2 protein-coding genes are annotated in these 1,973 nt (G+C 44.5%); both read left to right on the top strand.

The genetic code is table 11. The features are described from left to right. Positions 1 to 678, top strand: a 678-nt coding sequence (locus F6K38_RS40500) for a sulfatase-like hydrolase/transferase (protein WP_287360498.1), incomplete at its 5' end; no start/stop codon positions are given. 330 nt (positions 679 to 1,008) lie between these two features. After that, on the top strand, positions 1,009 to 1,973 hold a 965-nt coding region (locus F6K38_RS40495), incomplete at its 3' end, for an HAD family hydrolase (protein WP_287360497.1).

The following is a 1,973-nucleotide window of genomic DNA, read 5'->3' as shown; positions in this document are numbered from 1 at the left end:
GACGGCGGCATAAGTCCTTTCCGTAACGAAAAAGTAACTAACTGGGAAGGTGGTTTCCGCGTGCCCGCTATGATCAAATGGCCTGGTCATATCCAACCGGGTTTGGTTTCCAGCGAAATCATGTCTCTCCAAGATATGTTGCCCACGCTCATGGCTGCAGTTGGTGTGGACGATATCAAGGAACAGCTAGCTGATGTTGAGGGTTACAACGCTGGGAACGGTAAGCATTTCCGGGTTCATCTAGACGGCTATAACTTCTTACCCTATCTATCAAGTCTAGGTACTGAAAACGAACTTCCTGAAGGGCCTCGTGAAGAGTTCTACTATTTCACTGATGATGCTTACCCATCGGCACTCCGGTTTAAAGATTGGAAGATAATTTTTGCCGAACAGCGAGCTCTAGGTTTTGATACTTGGGAGGAACCCTATGTAAATTTGAGGGTTCCCATGATCCTTAATCTGCGTCGCGATCCCTTTGAGAGAGCTCCCTTCGAGTCTGACTATTACCTAGACTGGCGCTTCGAACGCACTTACTTGCTAGGTCCAGCCGTAGCATATATGGCTAAATTCCTGGATACCTTCACGGAATTTCCACCTAGTCAACGTCCCGCATCTTTTAGCGTCAATCTTGTTGTGCAGGAGCTAATAGAAGAGCTCAAGAATATGGCATTGGATTAAGCTGCTCAGTAGGGTATATAGCAGAAGTCAGAAGTCAGAAGTCAGAAGTCAGAAGTTAAACTCTTGCCATACTGTAGTTTGAGACTTTTGTCATGTCCTAATTACCCTGGCGACTGCTATAGCACTAAGTCTTTACTGGCTAAGTGCCACCCCTAGCTGGACAATCAAGGCGTCACTTGATGGCAAATCTGCCCATCAGTGACGCCTGCCAACCAGCCTTGACCATAACTACTTGGCAATAGTTTGTATTCACAAGATCAGTTGGCTCCATAAAAATAGCCTTAATTGGCAATAAGCTGCTCAGCAATTACACTACAGAAGTCTTAGCTCATGAAAAAAAGAACGTTTTTAGTTTTCCTATCGATTCTGTTATCAGTCTTTTGCCTAGGAAGCTTTGTGGGATGTCCCCCTGCTGCTGCGGACTATGACCCCTTAGTGTCTTGGAATGACTGTGCGACTAAGCAAACCATTGTTAACTTTGTGGAAGACGTTACCAATCCCAACAGTGATAACTACGTTCCTCCTAGCGATCGCATTGCCACCTTTGATAATGATGGAACCCTGTGGACTGAAAAACCAGAATATATTCAGGAGTCATTTATCAAATATAGGCTAAGTAATGCATTGCCAGCTCTTCAAAAACTTCCTTCTTTAACTGAAAAGGATGTCATGGTAAAGGATATCACCCTAGAATATATCCAACCGGAGCCATTAACACCGGAAGAGTATAAACAGAAGGCTAGGGACTTTCTGGATAACTCTTTGCACCCATACCTTGGAGTGCCATACATCGAGCTGACTTACCAGCCCATGGTTGAACTGGTCAATTATCTCCAAAGTAATGATTTCAAGGTCTATATTTGCTCTGGGGGAGGACTTGATTTCATTCGCTCCTTTGCCGAAGATGCCTATGGTATTCCCCCTGAAAACGTCATTGGTACGACCGTCCAAACAGAATATATCGCCCAAGGCGATGGATCTTATCTCTTGGTTAGGAAGCCAGAACTGGTGCAACCCATTAACGATGGACCAGGTAAACCAGTGGGAATTGAACGCTACATTGGTAAAAAACCAATTATGGCAGTTGGTAATTCCAGTGGTGATTTACAAATGCTTGACTACACTGATGATAGCATTGGTCCAGCTTTAATGGTACTGCTTCACCACGATGATCCCCGCGAATGTCCATATGCTGTTGATAACCCTGACATTGACTGTCCATACGATAAAAAGTCCGAGGATGATATTAATGTTTTTGATGTGGCCGATGACCGTGGTTGGACAGTTATCAGTAT

Source organism: Moorena sp. SIO3B2, from assembly GCF_010692525.1.
Lineage (GTDB): Bacteria > Cyanobacteriota > Cyanobacteriia > Cyanobacteriales > Coleofasciculaceae > Moorena > Moorena producens.
The sequence above is the reverse complement of the archived record's forward strand: the minus strand, read 5'-3'. Positions and strand labels throughout refer to the sequence as shown.